The organism is Microbacterium sp. TWP3-1-2b2 (genome assembly GCF_049896145.1).
Classification (GTDB): Bacteria; Actinomycetota; Actinomycetes; order Actinomycetales; family Microbacteriaceae; genus Microbacterium.
Genome location: NZ_JAFCTS010000001.1, coordinates 705,146 through 719,038, shown reverse-complemented (window position 1 = coordinate 719,038; position 13,893 = coordinate 705,146). Strand labels below are relative to the sequence as shown.

16 protein-coding genes and 2 tRNA genes are annotated in these 13,893 nt (G+C 66.2%); 11 read left to right on the top strand and 7 right to left on the bottom strand.

The genetic code is table 11. The annotated features are described in order from the left end of the window. The first annotated feature begins 169 nt into the window (after nucleotides 1–169). The 3 genes from ACP7AR_RS03615 (at nucleotide 170) to ACP7AR_RS03605 (ending at nucleotide 1,018) form a co-directional block, all read left to right on the top strand. Nucleotides 170–244, top strand: a tRNA-Arg gene (locus ACP7AR_RS03615). Between the two features lie 38 nt (nucleotides 245–282). Continuing rightward, complete coding sequence (orn, locus tag ACP7AR_RS03610; RefSeq protein WP_426182863.1) at nucleotides 283–909, top strand: oligoribonuclease; 627 nt, start codon at nucleotides 283–285, stop codon at nucleotides 907–909. Between the two features lie 36 nt (nucleotides 910–945). Then, a tRNA-His gene (locus tag ACP7AR_RS03605) sits at nucleotides 946–1,018 on the top strand. A 108-nt stretch (nucleotides 1,019–1,126) separates the two neighbouring features. Here ACP7AR_RS03605 and ACP7AR_RS03600 read toward each other — a convergent pair. Then, on the bottom strand, nucleotides 1,127–1,906 hold the full coding sequence (locus ACP7AR_RS03600) for an AraC family transcriptional regulator (protein ID WP_426182860.1): 780 nt from the start codon (nucleotides 1,904–1,906) through the stop codon (nucleotides 1,127–1,129). A gap of 48 nt (nucleotides 1,907–1,954) precedes the next feature. Here ACP7AR_RS03600 and ACP7AR_RS03595 point away from each other — a divergent pair, with 48 nt between their 5' ends. The 6 genes from ACP7AR_RS03595 to ACP7AR_RS03570 are packed head-to-tail and all read left to right on the top strand — an operon-like array spanning nucleotide 1,955 to nucleotide 4,614. After that, nucleotides 1,955–2,407, top strand: a complete 453-nt coding sequence (locus tag ACP7AR_RS03595; RefSeq protein ID WP_426182857.1) for a DUF2000 family protein — start codon at nucleotides 1,955–1,957, stop codon at nucleotides 2,405–2,407. 21 nt (nucleotides 2,408–2,428) lie between these two features. Further along, complete coding sequence (locus ACP7AR_RS03590) at nucleotides 2,429–3,058, top strand: LysE family translocator (RefSeq protein WP_426182855.1); 630 nt, start codon at nucleotides 2,429–2,431, stop codon at nucleotides 3,056–3,058. A gap of 28 nt (nucleotides 3,059–3,086) precedes the next feature. After that, nucleotides 3,087–3,434, top strand: a complete 348-nt coding sequence (locus ACP7AR_RS03585; RefSeq protein WP_426187611.1) for a metallopeptidase family protein — start codon at nucleotides 3,087–3,089, stop codon at nucleotides 3,432–3,434. Further along, the gene (clpS, locus tag ACP7AR_RS03580) at nucleotides 3,431–3,727 is read left to right on the top strand and encodes an ATP-dependent Clp protease adapter ClpS (protein ID WP_426182852.1); all 297 of its coding nucleotides are present in this window, start codon (nucleotides 3,431–3,433) and stop codon (nucleotides 3,725–3,727) included. The genes ACP7AR_RS03585 and clpS overlap by 4 nt, the downstream gene beginning before the upstream one ends. After that, entirely contained in the window at nucleotides 3,724–4,233 is a 510-nt protein-coding gene (locus ACP7AR_RS03575) for a DUF2017 family protein (protein ID WP_426182849.1), read from the top strand. Before clpS ends, ACP7AR_RS03575 begins: the two co-directional genes overlap by 4 nt. Before the next feature lie 36 nt (nucleotides 4,234–4,269). Next, nucleotides 4,270–4,614 carry a YciI family protein gene (locus ACP7AR_RS03570; RefSeq protein WP_426182846.1) on the top strand — a complete coding sequence of 115 codons (345 nt, stop codon included), beginning with the start codon at nucleotides 4,270–4,272 and terminating at the stop codon, nucleotides 4,612–4,614. Between the two features lie 15 nt (nucleotides 4,615–4,629). On the opposite strand, the gene ACP7AR_RS03565 is transcribed toward ACP7AR_RS03570, so the two are convergent. The 6 genes from ACP7AR_RS03565 to gatC are packed head-to-tail and all read right to left on the bottom strand — an operon-like array spanning nucleotide 4,630 to nucleotide 10,207. Beyond that, nucleotides 4,630–5,211: a hypothetical protein gene (locus tag ACP7AR_RS03565; protein ID WP_426182843.1), complete on the bottom strand. Its 582-nt coding sequence runs from the start codon at nucleotides 5,209–5,211 to the stop codon at nucleotides 4,630–4,632. Then, nucleotides 5,195–5,515, bottom strand: coding sequence for a hypothetical protein (locus ACP7AR_RS03560; RefSeq protein WP_426182840.1), 321 nt, complete (start codon nucleotides 5,513–5,515; stop codon nucleotides 5,195–5,197). The genes ACP7AR_RS03565 and ACP7AR_RS03560 overlap by 17 nt, the downstream gene beginning before the upstream one ends. Before the next feature lie 37 nt (nucleotides 5,516–5,552). Continuing rightward, nucleotides 5,553–6,809, bottom strand: coding sequence for a DNA polymerase IV (dinB, locus tag ACP7AR_RS03555; protein WP_426182837.1), 1,257 nt, complete (start codon nucleotides 6,807–6,809; stop codon nucleotides 5,553–5,555). A 52-nt stretch (nucleotides 6,810–6,861) separates the two neighbouring features. Beyond that, nucleotides 6,862–8,394, bottom strand: a complete 1,533-nt coding sequence (gene gatB / locus ACP7AR_RS03550) for an Asp-tRNA(Asn)/Glu-tRNA(Gln) amidotransferase subunit GatB (RefSeq protein ID WP_426182834.1) — start codon at nucleotides 8,392–8,394, stop codon at nucleotides 6,862–6,864. After that, nucleotides 8,394–9,911 carry an Asp-tRNA(Asn)/Glu-tRNA(Gln) amidotransferase subunit GatA gene (gene gatA, locus ACP7AR_RS03545; protein ID WP_426182831.1) on the bottom strand — a complete coding sequence of 506 codons (1,518 nt, stop codon included), beginning with the start codon at nucleotides 9,909–9,911 and terminating at the stop codon, nucleotides 8,394–8,396. The genes gatB and gatA overlap by 1 nt, the downstream gene beginning before the upstream one ends. Continuing rightward, nucleotides 9,908–10,207, bottom strand: coding sequence for an Asp-tRNA(Asn)/Glu-tRNA(Gln) amidotransferase subunit GatC (gene gatC, locus ACP7AR_RS03540; protein ID WP_307364192.1), 300 nt, complete (start codon nucleotides 10,205–10,207; stop codon nucleotides 9,908–9,910). The genes gatA and gatC overlap by 4 nt, the downstream gene beginning before the upstream one ends. Nucleotides 10,208–10,278: 71 nt before the next feature. On the opposite strand from gatC, the gene ACP7AR_RS03535 reads away from it, so the two are divergent. Next, nucleotides 10,279–11,979, top strand: a complete 1,701-nt coding sequence (locus ACP7AR_RS03535) for a long-chain-fatty-acid--CoA ligase (RefSeq protein ID WP_426182828.1) — start codon at nucleotides 10,279–10,281, stop codon at nucleotides 11,977–11,979. Between the two features lie 49 nt (nucleotides 11,980–12,028). Then, nucleotides 12,029–13,858: a DEAD/DEAH box helicase gene (locus ACP7AR_RS03530; protein ID WP_426182825.1), complete on the top strand. Its 1,830-nt coding sequence runs from the start codon at nucleotides 12,029–12,031 to the stop codon at nucleotides 13,856–13,858. The last annotated feature ends 35 nt before the right edge of the window (nucleotides 13,859–13,893 follow it).

Genomic DNA, 13,893 nt, shown 5'->3' with positions numbered 1-13,893 from the left:
GAATTCTCACACCGCACGGAGGCGGCACGAAGGGACGACGAGGATGCCTTTGCGAGCCATGCAGGCAACGCCGCAATTCCTATGCGCGCGAGTGGCGGGCTCGACGGAAAACCCCACCGGCGTCCAGCGAACACACTGCAGGCGAAAGTGTCGCTAATCTAGATGTCGACCCCCAGTAGCTCAGCGGAAGAGCATCGATCTTCTAAGTCGCCGGTCGCACGTTCGAATCGTGCCTGGGGGACCAAGGAAAGGCAATGTCCATGCCCTCAGTAGACTGAGCGCATGGTATCTGCGTCCGAAAATGATCGACTCGTCTGGATCGACTGTGAGATGACGGGACTCGATCTTTCGGTGGATGAACTCGTCGAGATCGCCGTCGTCGTCACCGACTTCGAGCTGCGCCCGCTCGACCCCGGGTTCCAGGTCGTCATCAAGCCGAACGACTCCGCACTGGCGAACATGAACGATTTCGTCACGAAGATGCACGAGTCTTCGGGGTTGATCAATGAGATCCCCGACGGTGTCTCCCTGGCAGATGCCGAGGCGCAGACCCTCGAGTACATCAAGCGGTTCGTACCGCTCGAGCGCAAGGCGCCGTTGGCCGGCAACACGATCGGCACCGACCGCATGTTCCTCGCGAAGTACATGCCGCAGATCGATCAGTGGCTGCACTATCGCAACGTCGACGTCTCCAGCGTCAAGGAGCTCTCGCGTCGCTGGTACCCGCGAGTGTTCTTCCAGGCCCCGTCGAAAGACGGCGGACATCGCGCGTTGGCAGACATCCTCGAGTCGATCCGGGAGATGCAGTATTACCGCGAAGCCGTCTTCGTGGCAGAGCCCGGGCCGTCGAGCGATGAGGCACGCGCGATCTCAGAGCGCACCGTGTCGTCGTTCACCTCAGACGTGTAATAGAATCGTCTGGTTGCCTGCTCCGGCCGGCACATGGTGGCTATAGCTCAGTTGGTAGAGCACCGCGTTGTGGTCGCGGGGGTCGCGGGTTCAAGCCCCGTTAGCCACCCGGAAGAAGATCGTCAGGCCGAACGGCGCGACACTTCAGAAGAAGAGGGCCCGAGTCGAAAGACTCGGGCCCTCTTGCTTTCCGTGCACGGCGCGTCGGCGCGAGAGATCACGCTGCTCTGAAGCGAGCCGGCGTCGTCCCGATGATCCTGCGGAAGTGCCTGGTGAGATGTGCCTGATCATGGAAGCCCGCTGCAGCCGCGGCATCCGTCACACGCCATCCATCGACCAGCAGACGACGCGCATGATCGACTCTTCGGCTGATCAGGTACCGATGAGGGGGCATGCCGTACGCGCGGGTGAATGATCGTGTGATGTGGCTCGGATGCGCGCCGAGTACGGCCGCTGCGTCAGAGATGGTGAACGCCTCGAGGACGCGGTCGTCCAACAGCCCGCGCAGCCGCCGCGCAAGAGGCGCATCAGGCGTCGGACGCGTCGGCTCGACCAGCCGAGTCAGTAGGCGGTCGCGAAGCACGAACGCCTCGTGCTCCGCGTCGAGAAGCTCAGCGGGATCTCGCAGCGCACGGTGGATCGCACGTACCGCTTCGACGATGCCCGCATCGTCGAAGGTCGGCTGGACCGCCGCAGCGGATGGTGCCGACTTCGGCAGCCAATCGGCTTCGAGATACAGCACGCGTTTGCGGAAGCCTGATCCTCTGGTTGCCGAACGTCCGTCATGGGGAACCCCGGGTGGCAGCAGGGTCACAGCATCCGGAACCGCGAGATGGTGGTACCGCCCCAGGTCGTACGCCACTGCCCCACTGTCGATCAGCAGCACGGTCCAGTCGTCGTGCGCATGCATCGGATACGCGTGATCTTCAAACGATGCGTGCAGCACCTCTCGCACTCCCGGCACTGCCGGATGCCACGCGCGGATCGAATCTGCCATGCAAGAAACGTACAAGACCCGCACCCCACTGCAGCGCAGAATCGGATCATGACCTCGATCGCCACCGTCACCCAAGACGCCCCTCAGTTCCGCTTCGACACCAAGGTGGCCGTCGTCCTCCGAGACGACCTCGCTCCGTGGCAGGAGCTCAACGTCACCGCCTTCCTCATGAGCGGGATCGCCGGCAGCGCGCCAGCTCTCGTCGGGGACCCCTACCGCGACCGTGACGGCAATGAGTACCTGCCCATGCTCCGCCAGCCCGTCCTCGTGCTTTCGGCCGACGCCGACTTCTTCAGCACAGCTCGCAGCAAGGCTGCTGCCCGCGACGACATCGCTCTCGCCGTGTACACCCGTGACCTGTTCGCCACCACCCACGATGAGGCGAACAGAGCCGCCGTCGCTGCGGTGTCCGCCGACGAACTCGACCTCGTCGGGATCGCCGTTCGCGGCCCGAAGAACGCCATCGATCGCCTCCTCAAAGGCGCGCGTATGCACGCGTGAATGCGCGCTTAGGATTGCCTGGTGTCTCTGACGGTCTGGTTCTCCCTTCTCACCGCATCCGTCGTCATCAGCTTCACCCCTGGAGCAGGCGCGATCAACACGATGTCGAACGCGCTCGCCGAAGGCTGGCGACGCTCCATATGGGGTGTGATCGGTCAGCAACTGGCCCTGATCGTGCACGTCGTCATCGTCGCGGCCGGGGTCGGCCTCATCGTCTCCCGCTCTCCCCTGCTGTTCGACATCATCAGGTACTCGGGCGCCGCCTACCTCGCCTACCTCGGGCTGCGGCTCATATTCGCTCGTGTCCAGAACTCGAGCGAGACGGTGGAGAGCAGCCCGAGATCGCCCGAGAGCCACTGGTCGATGATGCGACGCGGATTCTGGGTGAACCTGCTCAATCCGAAAGCGATCGTCTTCTTCCTCGCGTTCATCCCGCAGTTCATCCGGCTCGATCAGCCCGCGCTGCCGCAGTACTTGATCCTCATCGCCACAGTGGTCGTCGTCGACGTCGCCGTGATGTGGGGATTCTTCGCGACCGCCGCCCGGCCGTTCCAGCGTGTGGCGCGCACCGCACGCGGTCAGCGGGCTCTGAACAGGGTCTTCGGTGTGTTGTTCCTCGCTGTCGCCGCGCTGCTGCTGTTCGTCCACTGACCTCGGCCGGGCAATAGGCTGGACGATGATGGAGATGGATGCCGCGACCTTCGAGAAGCTCGTCGTCGACGAGCTCGATCGACTGCCCGACGAGATGGTCGACGGCTTGGAGAACGTCGTCTTCGTCGTCGAGGATCGCCCCGAAGACGGGACCCTCGATCTGCTCGGGATGTATGACGGGCTGGCGCTGACCGAGCGGGGTCAATACGGAATGGGTGAACTCCCTGACCGCATCATCCTGTTCCGCGAATCGCACCTCGCCGAATGCGAGGATGAACAGGAGCTGCGCGAAGAGGTCCACACGACCCTCGTGCACGAGATCGCGCACTTCTACGGCATCGACGACACACAGCTGCACGAGATGGGATGGGCATGAGCACTCCGATGGCGACGCCCGATCTCGGGGAGGTGACCGACCTCAGGGCCGCCCCGCTCGAGCCGTGGCAGGTCATCGTCTGGAATGATCCGGTGAACCTGATGAGCTACGTCGCACGCGTCTTCCGCACTTATTTCGGCTATTCAGCAGAGCGAGCGACGGCCCTCATGCTCGCCGTGCACAACGACGGTCACGCCGTCGTGGCGACGGGTCCGCGCGAGACCATGGAAGTGCACGCACAGGCCATGCACGACTATGGCCTGTGGGCGACTGTCCGGAAGGCTCCACAATGAATCACGCCGCCATCCGCCTGCCTCTCGCCGTGGTGGAGGGCATCCATCTGGCCGGGCTCGTCGAGGAGTTCACCGACGTGCTCACCAGCTTCGGCGAAGAGCCCGATCCTGGTCTGACGCGGCTCACGCCGGACCCCTATCCCGAGGACGCCGACGCTTCTGCGGAGTTCGCAGAAGCCACGCACGATGATCTTCTCGACAGGCGGGCAGCCGACGCCGCTGTCGTGAGAAGCGGCCTGTCGCCGTTTCTGACGACAGCGGCCGAAGATCTCGCCGAGGATGAAGCGCTCGCGCCGCGCGACGTGGTGATCCCGGCATCGGACATCGACGCATGGTTGCGTACGCTCACTGCCCTGCGCCTCGTCATCGCGACACGGCTCGACATCACCTCAGACGATGACGAGCACGATCTGGAGGACCCCCGGTTCGGGGTCTACGACTGGCTGGGCTTCCGCCTCGACGGGCTCATCGCCCTCGCGGATGCCCACGACGAACTGCCCACCTAGAATCACACTGAGCGCTTCACCACGAACGGAGAGAGTATGCCGCAATATGCCGTGCTGATCTACACGGACGACTCCGCCCATGCTCTCGACGCGACCGAGGAGGATCTGGCCGAGCCGAATGGCCACGGCGACGAGCTCGCCTCATCCGGCGCGATGACAGCCGCGTGGGCGTTCACGCCCAGAGACCTCGCACGCTCGATTCGCGCGCACGGTGTGACAAACGGCCCGTTCGTCGACTCCGCGCAGGTGGTCGCCGGCGTGTACATCTTGGAAGCCGAGAATTGGGACGACGCGCTCGCGATCGCGAGGACCAACCCCGCGATCCGCGGAGATGGCGGCGTCGAGGTTCGGCTCGTCCACAGCGGCGGCGTCGTCGACTGACCCAGCGAAAGCCGCCTAAGGGACAGTGACGCGAAGCGTCGCGAGCGCGCGCGGATCGTCGCGTTCCAGATGTCTGTCCTCCTGCGCGGCCCAACGATCCCAGTGCGGCCGGAACCCGTCACCGTCGCGGTCGAGGGCCCTCCGCTTGCGCGCCGCATCCGGAGCCTCCACCCACACGCTGACGTCGGCAAGACGGGCGGTGGCAGCATTCACCGCACCGCAGCCTTCGAGGATCACACCGAGCGCCGGTGTCACCGCGTGCGCTTCCGCGTCGGTCTCCAGTTCCCAGTCCCAGCGGCGCCAGGTGCTGAGCAGACCGCGCGCGTGCGGCCGCAGGATGTCGTGGAGTGCGCGATCAACGCCGGCGTCGAGGCCATCCCACCCCGGGTACAGCGAGTCCAGCGCGATGAGCTGCGGTCGACCGGCAACCGGCCAGTTCGCCGCCACGAGCCGGGACAGCGTCGTCTTGCCCGCTCCGGCCCGCCCGTCGATCAGGACGACGGGGTTGGATGCTGCGACGTCGACGATCGCGTCGATGATGCTGACGGCCGCGCGCTGAAGAGCCTGCGCGACCGGGTCGTCACTTCTTGAGGGCACGAATCACGCGCGAGAGCGCACGGCCCGCGACCCACACGAACGGGATCGCGACAGCCAGCAGTGCGACCAGATTCGGCTCGAACCGCAGTCCCTCTTCACGACGGACGTATACCCCGACCGGAATAGAGACTCCTCCGCCTCCGCCGCCTCCGTTGCCATCCTGGTCGGCCCCACCGCCGAACCCTGCCCACGTCAGAGCGACGGGTGTGATGCTCACCCCGTCGACGTCCTGCGGCTCACCGTAGGCGCTCTTCACGCCGAATGAGGCGACTTGATTTCCGAGGTCCAGTGCGATGTTGGGCATGATCCCACGCTACTCGACGGATGGCGGGCTGTGGAGATCAATCGACACCGTGGTCCTTCGGATGCCTCACCGAGCCGCGCCCGTCACCACGGCCCACGTGACGCGCACGACCGATCGTGGTGTTCCCGAATCGCGCTCGGGCGTCGTCGAGCGCACCTTCGACCTTTCGCCAGTGTTCGTCGTCGTCCCACAGAGCGAAGGCCCCGCCGCCTGCCGGACGCAGTTTCTCGGCGCGCACACCGACCAGACGAACGGGATCCCGGCGGTCGATCGACTCGAACAGCGTCTGCGCCGCCTCACCGATCCGCTGACCGACCGACGTCGGCTCGGCGAGCGTCTGGGATCGGCTCAGCGTGGTGAAATCATCGAAGCGGATCTTGATCGCGACGGTCGCGCACTCCCACGAGGCCTTGCGCAGGCGCACGGCGACGCGGTCGGCGAGTCTCAGCAGCTCTGCGCGGAGGAACTCCCGGTCCATCACATCGACCTCGAACGTCTCCTCGTGCCCCACGCTCTTCTCGACGCGCTCCGTCTCCACGGCCCTCGCGTCCTCTCCTCGAGCGAGTTGAGCGATGCGTGCGCCGAGAGCAGGTCCGACAGCACGGTCGAGCATCTCTTGCGGCGACTCGCGGATGTCGCCGATGGTGCGGATGCCCCGCGCCTCCAGCGCGTCGGACGCCTTCGGGCCCACACCCCACATGGCGCGGACAGACCGTGGAGCGAGGAAATCGAGTGTGTCCGCCGCCGCGACGATCAGCATCCCGTCCGGTTTCGAGATGGTCGACGCCATTTTCGCGACGTGCTTGGTCGCGGCAACCCCGACGCTGCACGAGATTCCCACTTCGGCCTGCACGCGTTCTCGAACGAGACGCGCGATCTGCCCTGGGCTCCCCCACAGCCTGCGCACGCCCTGCACGTCGAGGAACGCCTCATCGACCGACAGCGGCTCCACCAGGGGCGTGATCGACTCGAAGACCGCCATCACCTGACGTGACACGGCCTGGTAGCGATCGAAATGCGGCATGACGATCTTCGCGCTCGGGCACAGCCGCATGGCCTGACCGACCGGCATCGCTGCGCGCACGCCGTAGCGACGTGCCTCGTACGACGCGCTGGAGACGACAGAGCGACCGTCTGGTGCCCCGATGATCAGGGGCAGACCGCGCAACGACGGGTCATCCATCACCTCGACGGCTGCATAGAAAGCATCCATGTCGACGTGAAGTATGCGTGTGCCGGCGTCATCCGCTCCGTCAGGTGAGACGAGCCTGCCTCGTCCGTCTCCGCGCCCCATGATTCCATTCTCGCTGAAGCCACCGACAACGGGGCTTCAGCGAGAACTCGACTTACTGCGCTGCGCGCTCGAGGATCAGTTCGCGCACACGGGCGGCGTCCGCCTGCCCCTTCATCGCCTTCATGACGGCGCCGATGACCGCACCTGCCGCCTGCACCTTGCCGTCCTTGATCTTCGCCATGACATCGGGCTGCGCTGCGAGAGCATCGTCGATCGCGGCGATCAACGCCCCGTCGTCCGAGACGACAGCCAGACCGCGGCCGTCGACGACCTCCTGCGGGGTGCCCTCGCCCGCGATGACGCCTTCGAGCACCTGGCGAGCGAGCTTGTCCGTGAGGGTTCCCTCGTCGATGAGCTTCTGCAGCGCGGCGACGTTCTCCGGAGAGATGAGGCCGGAGGCATCCTTGTCCTGGGAGTTCGCGAGACGGGAGATCTCGCCGGTCCACCACTTGCGTGCGGCGGCCGGCGTCGCGCCTGCGGCGATGGTCGCCTCGACCTCGTCGATCAGGTTGCCGTTGCGCACGTCCTGGAACTCCAGGTCGGTGAAGCTCCACTCCGCCTTCAGCCGGCGGCGCCGCGCGACGGGCTGCTCAGGCAGTTCGGCCCGCAGCTCCTCGATCAGCTCGCTGGTCGGCTGCACCGGCAGCAGATCGGGCTCGGGGAAGTAGCGGTAGTCGTCGGCGTCCGACTTCGGCCGGCCCGGCGATGTCGTGCCGGTGTCCTCGTGCCAGTGACGCGTCTCCTGGATGATCGTGCCGCCGTCGGCGAGGATCTGCGCCTGACGCTGGATCTCGTGGCGCACAGCGCGCTCGACCGAGCGCATCGAGTTGACGTTCTTCGTCTCGGTGCGGGTGCCGAGCGGTGCCGGCTCCTCACCCTCCGCGACACGTTGACGCAGTGATACGTTGGCATCGCAGCGCAGGTTGCCGCGTTCGAGGCGTGCTTCGGAGATTCCGAGGCTGCGCACGATGTCGCGGATCGTCGCGACATACGCCTTCGCGATCTCGGGAGCGCGGTGACCGGCTCCGTAGATGATGTTCGTGACGATCTCAACCAGCGGAACGCCCGCACGGTTGTAGTCGACCAGCGAGTATTCGGCGCCCTGGATTCGACCGGTTGCGCCACCCATGTGGGTGAGCTTTCCGGCATCCTCCTCCATATGCGCGCGCTCGATCGGAATCGTGACCAGTGTGCCGTCCTCGAGCTCGACCACGACGGACCCGTCGTGCGCGATCGGCTCGTCGTACTGCGAGATCTGGTAGTTCTTGCCGAGATCCGGGTAGAAGTAATTCTTCCGCGCGAAGCGGCTCGACTCCGCGATCGAGCAGTTCAGAGCGAGGCCGAGGCTGATCGAGGAACGGATCGCCGTCTCGTTGACAGTGGGCATGGCGCCGGGGAGCCCGAGGTCGACCGGTGCGATGAGCGTGTTGGGCTCGGCGGCGTGAAACTTCTCGTTGGCCGGGTTCGGCGCATCGGAGAACATCTTCGTGTTCGTGTTGAGCTCGACGTGCACTTCGAATCCGAGCACCGGCTCGAACAGTTCGAGGGCCTTGTCGAAGTCCATCAGCTTTGCTGCGGCAGCCATCAGCGGGTCCCTCCTGCGAGCTGGGGTGCGCGGGTGAGCAGCGGAGCTCCCCACGAGTCGACGAGCGCGGTCTCCAGAGCGGCACCGACGCGATACAGCCGGGCGTCCTCATGCGCCGGCGCGAGGAACTGGATGCCGACGGGCATGCCGTCCTCCTCCGCGAGGCCAGACGGGATCGAGATGCCGGGGACACCGGCGAGGTTCGCCGGGATCGTCGTGACATCGTTCAGGTACATCTGCAGCGGGTCGTCGATCTTCTCGCCGATCTTGAACGCCGTGGTGGGCGCCGACGGCGTCGCGATGACGTCGACCTGCGCGAACGCGTCGTCGAAATCGCGCTGAATCAGCGTGCGCACCTTCTGGGCGCTGCCGTAATACGCGTCGTAATACCCGGCGGACAGGGCGTACGTGCCGAGGATGATGCGGCGCTTGACCTCGTCGCCGAAACCCGCCTCGCGAGTGGCCGACATGACGTCCTCCACGGTCGGGTTGCCATCAGGAGTGACCCGAAGGCCGAATCGCACCGAGTCGAACTTCGCCAGGTTGCTGGATGCCTCAGCCGGAAGGATCAGGTAGTAGGCGGCCACACCGTATTCGAAGTGCGGGGTGGAGACCTCGACGATCTCCGCACCGTTCGCTTCGAGCAGGTCCAGCGATGCGCGGAAGGACGCCGCGACGCCGAGCTGGAAGCCCGAGTCGGGGAGCTCCTTGATGACGCCGACCTTCAGGCCCTTGAGCACATCTCCGCGTGCGCCCTCACGAGCGGCATCCGCGAACGACGGCCACGCGTCGGTGAGCGAGGTGGAGTCCTTCGGATCGTGACCGCCGATGATGTCATGCAGCAGACCGGAGTCGAGCACCGTGCGGGTCACAGGGCCGACCTGGTCGAGACTCGAGGCCAGGGCGATGGCGCCGTAACGGCTCACCCCGCCGTAGGTCGGCTTGATGCCGACGGTGCCGGTGACGTGCGCCGGCTGACGGATCGATCCGCCGGTGTCCGAGCCGAGGGCGAGCGGCGCCTCGAAGGCGGCGACGGCAGCGGCCGAGCCCCCACCGGATCCGCCGGGGATGCGATCGAGATCCCATGGGTTGCGGGTGGGGCCGTACGCGGAGTGCTCGGTGGACGAGCCCATCGCGAACTCGTCCATGTTGGTCTTGCCGAGTGGCACGAGGCCGGCCGCGCGCGCACGTGCGACGACAGTCGCGTCGTACGGCGACATGTAGCCTTCGAGGATCTTGGAACCGCTCGTGGTCGGCTGATCCGTGGTGACCAGAACATCCTTGATGGCGAGTGGTACGCCCGCGAGCGGCCCGAGCTTCTCCCCCGCAGCACGCTGCGCGTCGACCGCGTCGGCCGCCGCGAGAGCACCGTCATTGACGTGCAGGAAGGCGTGCACGTCACGGTCGACGGCTGCGATGCGGTCGAGGTGCGCCTGCGTGGCTTCGCGGCTGGAGAGCTCACCGGCTGAGAGCTTGTCCGCGAGTTCTGCGGCGGTCCAGCGGATGATGTCGCTCACTGCTCTTCTCCCAGGATCGCGGTGACGCGGAAGCGGCCGTCGGCGGCATCCGGTGCGTTCTGCAGCACCTGCTCGTGCGTCAATGTCTCTCCGACCACATCGGGACGGAAGACGTTCGCGAGCGGGATGGGGTGGCTGGTGGCTGCCACGTCGGGCGTCGCCACCTCCGACACCTTCGCGATGTTGTCGACGATGGCGTCGAGCTGGCCCGTGAGCCGCGTCACCTCGTCGTCGTTCAGCTGGATGCGCGCGAGGACGCCGAGATGGCGCACAAGTTCAGGGGTGATTTCAGACACCACCCCAGTGTAGTTCGCGCCATCAACGCCCCCGCGCGCCGGCAGGCCGGATGTCGCAATAGGCTGTCGCCATGACGACGTTCGATCCCCCTCGCCCCTGGGTCGCCAGTTACGCGGAGGGTGTTCCGGAAGATCTCGCCCCCGTCGACGGCTCGCTGATCGACATCGTCGCAGCATCAGCGCGCGACTATCCGGATGCTGTCGCCCTGCAGTTCTTCGGGCAGGAGACCACGTACGCCGAGATGCAGAGCGCCGTCGATCGCGCGGCGGCGGGCCTGCGCTATCTGGGCGTTCGTGCCGGGGATCCGGTCGCGATCGTGCTGCCGAACTGTCCGCAGCACATCATCGCCTTCTACGCCGTCCTGCGCCTCGGGGCCGTGGTCGTCGAGCACAACCCGCTGTACACACCACGCGAGCTGCGCAAGCAGTTCGAAGATCACGGCGCGAAGCACGCGATCGTGTGGAGCAAGGTCGTGAAGACCGTGCAGGAGTTCCCCGCAGACCTCGCCGTGACGTCACTGGTGTCTGTCGATGTCACCACAGCGATGCCGTTGCTCACGCGAATCGCGCTGACGCTGCCGATCGCGAAAGCGCGCGAGTCTCGTGCAGCCCTCACCGAGAAGGTGCGCGGCGCGATCTCATGGAAGCAGATCGTCGGCACGACGGCGCTGCCGGCGTCGCATCCGCGACCGGTGACCGACGATCTCGCGATCATCCAATACACCTCCGGCACGACCGGAACTCCCAAGGGCGCAGCACTGACCCACCGCAACCTGCTCTCGAACGCTGCGCAGTCGAAGGCATGGGTGCCGTCGATCCAGCGAGGCCAGGGCTGCGTCGTCTACGCCGTGCTGCCGATGTTCCATGCCTATGGGCTCACGCTCTGCCTGACGTTCGCGATGTCGATGGGCGCCCGCCTCGTGCTGTTCCCCAAGTTCGATCCCGACCTCGTGCTCGACGTCGTGAAGAAGCATCCGGCGACATTCCTTCCCCTGGTGCCGCCGATCGCCGAGCGTCTGCTGAAGGCCGCAGAGGCCAGAGACATCTCGCTCGCCGGCACAGAGGTCGCGATCTCCGGTGCCATGGCGCTGCCGCACGAGCTGGTCATGCCGTTCGAGGAGGCCACCGGCGGCTACCTCGTCGAAGGCTATGGACTCAGCGAGTGCTCCCCCGTCCTGATGGCGAACCCGGTGGCGCAGAACCGCGTGCCTGGCAGCGTCGGGCTGCCGCTCCCAGGCACCGAATGCCGCGTCGTCGATCCCGAGAATCCGACTCAGGACGTCGAGCCCGGTGCGCCCGGCGAGCTCGTGGTCCGCGGTCCGCAGGTGTTCGCAGGGTACTACGGCAAGCCGGAGGCCACCGAGGAGTCGTTCGTCGACGGCTGGTACCGCACCGGAGACATCGTCACGATCGACGAGTCGGGATTCGTGCGGATCGTCGATCGCATCAAGGAGCTCATCGTCACCGGCGGCTTCAACGTCGCCCCGACCGAGGTCGAGAATGCGCTTCGCCAGCATCCGTCCGTGGCGGACGCCGCCGTGGTCGGGCTGCACAGCGACCACTCCGGTGAAGAGGTCGTCGCCGCGATCATCCTGGATTCGGGCGCCGAGCTCGGTGAGGAGGCCATCAGGCAGTTCGCCCGCAGCATCCTGACGCCCTACAAAGTGCCCCGCAGGATCTTCGTCGTCGACGAATTGCCCAAGTCTCTGATCGGCAAGGTGCTTCGTCGTCAGGTGAAGGAGAAGCTCGAATCGTTGACGAGCGGCAGCTGACGCCGCGTCTTCACAGGTGAGCAGCGGCTCGACGCGCTACCTTTAGGTAGTGACCCCTGAAGATGCAGAACTGAACGAGCCCACCGACGAATCCCCAGCGACCCCCGGATTCGAGGAACTCGGCATCACCGGACCAGTCCTCGCTGCTATCCGCGGCCTCGGATATGAGACCCCATCGCCCATCCAGGCGGCCACCATCCCTACCCTGCTCGGCGGCCGTGACGTGGTCGGCATGGCGCAGACCGGAACAGGCAAGACTGCCGCGTTCGCGCTGCCGGTGCTCGAGCGCCTCGACGTCTCGCAGAAGACGCCGCAGGCCCTCGTGCTGGCGCCGACCCGTGAGCTCGCGCTCCAGGTCTGCGAGGCGTTCGAATCGTACGCCGCGAAGATGAAGGGCGTGCACGTGCTGCCCGTCTACGGCGGACAGGGCTACGGCGTTCAGCTCTCCGCGCTGCGCCGCGGCGTGCACGTCATCGTCGGCACACCCGGTCGCATCATGGACCACCTCGCCAAGGGCACCCTCGACCTCTCCGCGTTGAAGTACCTCGTACTCGACGAAGCAGACGAGATGCTCAAGATGGGCTTCGCCGAGGACGTCGAGCAGATCCTCGCCCAGACGCCTGCCGAGAAGCAGGTCGCCCTGTTCTCCGCGACGATGCCGCCACAGATCCGACGCCTCGCGCAGAAGTACCTGCACGACGCGGAGGAGATCACGGTCAAGTCGAAGACCGCCTCGAGCACGAACATCACCCAGCGCTACCTCGTCGTCTCGTATCAGCAGAAGGTCGACGCCCTCACCCGCATCCTCGAGGTCGAGAACTTCGACGGCATGATCGTCTTCGTCCGCACGAAGAACGAGACCGAGACGCTCGCCGAGAAGCTGCGTGCCCGCGGCTACTCCGCCGCCGCCATCAACGGCGACGTCGCACAGGTGCAGCGCGAACGCAGCGTGAACCAGCTCAAGGACGGCAAGCTCGACATCCTCGTCGCCACGGATGTCGCCGCGCGTGGTCTGGACGTGGAGCGCATCAGCCACGTCATCAACTACGACATCCCGACCGACACCGAGTCGTACACGCACCGCATCGGCCGCACCGGCCGTGCCGGGCGCACCGGAGACGCGATCAGCTTCATCACTCCGCGCGAGCGCTACCTGCTCAAGAGCATCGAGAAGGCGACACGCCAGGCTCCGACGCAGATGACGCTGCCGAGCACCGACGATGTCAACACCACGCGTCTGGCCCGCTTCGACGACGGCATCACCGCTGCCCTCGCGGAGACCAGCCGCATCGAGGCGTTCCGCGACATCGTCGCCCACTACGTGCGCAATCACGATGTCCCTGAAGGTGACGTCGCGGCGGCGCTCGCCGTCGTCGCACAGGGCAAGACGCCGCTGCTGCTCGACCCGGCGAACGATCCGTTGGCCAGGTCGGTCGAGGCCGACAACCGTCCGCGTCGTGACTCCGGAGACCGCCCGGAGCGAGGAACCGGCCCGCGCACTGAGCGTCGCAGTCGGAGCGACTTCGCGCCCTACCGCATCGAGGTCGGCCGCCGTCACCGCGTCGAGCCGCGCCAGATCGTCGGCGCGCTGGCCAACGAGGGTGGTCTCGGTCGCGATGACTTCGGTGGCATCAAGATCAACCCGGACTTCTCGATCGTCGAGCTGCCCGCGAACCTGAGCTCTGCGGTGCTCGAAAAGCTCAAGGACACCCGCATCTCCGGTCGTCTGATCGAGATCAAGGCCGACCGTGGCGCCCCAGGGCGACGCGGCAACGATGGCGCAGCGCGCGGCGGCTACGAGCGCCGCGAGCGTCCTTCGTACGGCGATCGTCCGGCACGCGACGACAAGCCGTACCGCAAGCCCCGCCACAAGGACTGAGCGAATCGAAACAGGGCTTGCCGTCCGAGACAGGT

Excerpts from the sequence above, each read along its gene's own strand:
- ACP7AR_RS03570 (WP_426182846.1), top strand. The coding sequence starts at position 4,270 with ATGCCGCAATATGCCGTGCTGATCTACACGGACGACTCCGCCCATGCT.
- ACP7AR_RS03595 (WP_426182857.1), top strand. The coding sequence starts at position 1,955 with ATGACCTCGATCGCCACCGTCACCCAAGACGCCCCTCAGTTCCGCTTC.
- ACP7AR_RS03600 (WP_426182860.1), bottom strand. The coding sequence starts at position 1,906 with ATGGCAGATTCGATCCGCGCGTGGCATCCGGCAGTGCCGGGAGTGCGA.
- ACP7AR_RS03575 (WP_426182849.1), top strand. The coding sequence starts at position 3,724 with ATGAATCACGCCGCCATCCGCCTGCCTCTCGCCGTGGTGGAGGGCATC.
- clpS (WP_426182852.1), top strand. The coding sequence starts at position 3,431 with ATGAGCACTCCGATGGCGACGCCCGATCTCGGGGAGGTGACCGACCTC.
- ACP7AR_RS03560 (WP_426182840.1), bottom strand. The coding sequence starts at position 5,515 with ATGCCCAACATCGCACTGGACCTCGGAAATCAAGTCGCCTCATTCGGC.
- dinB (WP_426182837.1), bottom strand. The coding sequence starts at position 6,809 with ATGGGGCGCGGAGACGGACGAGGCAGGCTCGTCTCACCTGACGGAGCG.
- ACP7AR_RS03585 (WP_426187611.1), top strand. The coding sequence starts at position 3,087 with ATGGAGATGGATGCCGCGACCTTCGAGAAGCTCGTCGTCGACGAGCTC.
- gatB (WP_426182834.1), bottom strand. The coding sequence starts at position 8,394 with ATGGCTGCCGCAGCAAAGCTGATGGACTTCGACAAGGCCCTCGAACTG.
- ACP7AR_RS03535 (WP_426182828.1), top strand. The coding sequence starts at position 10,279 with ATGACGACGTTCGATCCCCCTCGCCCCTGGGTCGCCAGTTACGCGGAG.
- orn (WP_426182863.1), top strand. The coding sequence starts at position 283 with ATGGTATCTGCGTCCGAAAATGATCGACTCGTCTGGATCGACTGTGAG.